The organism is Kitasatospora griseola (genome assembly GCF_014648555.1).
Taxonomy (GTDB): Bacteria; Actinomycetota; Actinomycetes; order Streptomycetales; family Streptomycetaceae; genus Kitasatospora; species Kitasatospora griseola.
In genome coordinates this window covers 1-652 of the sequence record NZ_BMRI01000051.1, presented here as the reverse complement: position 1 = coordinate 652, position 652 = coordinate 1, and the positions used below count along the sequence as shown (strand labels likewise).

Below are 652 nucleotides of genomic sequence, written 5' to 3'. Positions count from 1 at the left end.
GCCGGCGTCGTCCTCGCCTCGCTGATCCTCTGGCTCCGAACCGAGGAGCAATGACCACCGCCAAGATCAATTACGAGACAGGCCCTAGGGGAGGCGGACGGAGCCAGCCCCATCGGCGCCGGGCGGGTGCTTGCTAGTCATTCCGACGGCGGCGACGGCTACGCCTTTCAGGTCGGCGGCTCGCTTCCGAACGGGGGACGTTCCACCGCCGCGCCCGATCGCATCCGGGCGGCCGGGCATCTGTTCCGGCCAACGGCACTCTGCGGAACGGAAGTGGAGAGATAGATGGACGGCAAGGGACAGCAGCAGTCCGGCCAGGAACAACTGCTGGCGGCGATCGCCGGCGACGTGGCGAACAACCTGCGGGCCGCCGCGGGCAGGGCGCTCGCGGCCGGTGATGCGATGCCTCACGACCAGACGCACAGCGCGGGGATCGACAACGGCGGTGGGGGGAAGGAGGCGGCTGCGGTGCGGGATGTGAGTGCTGACGAGGCGCCCCATGACCAGACGCACAGCAGCGGTAGCGGTGGGGGCAGCAGTGGTGGCGGGGGCAAGCTGGTTGCTGCGGTGCGGGATGTGGGTGCGGATGCGATGCCTCACGATCAGACGCACAGTGCGGGGATTGTGAGTGATGGTGGGGCGAGGGTGGCGG

At 69.5% G+C, this 652-nt stretch carries 1 pseudogene; it reads left to right on the top strand.

Annotation, left to right across the window (positions count from 1 at the left end):
* Positions 1–285 precede the first annotated feature (285 nt).
* Positions 286–652, top strand: a pseudogene (locus tag IEZ12_RS34660) (hypothetical protein); the annotation flags it as partial.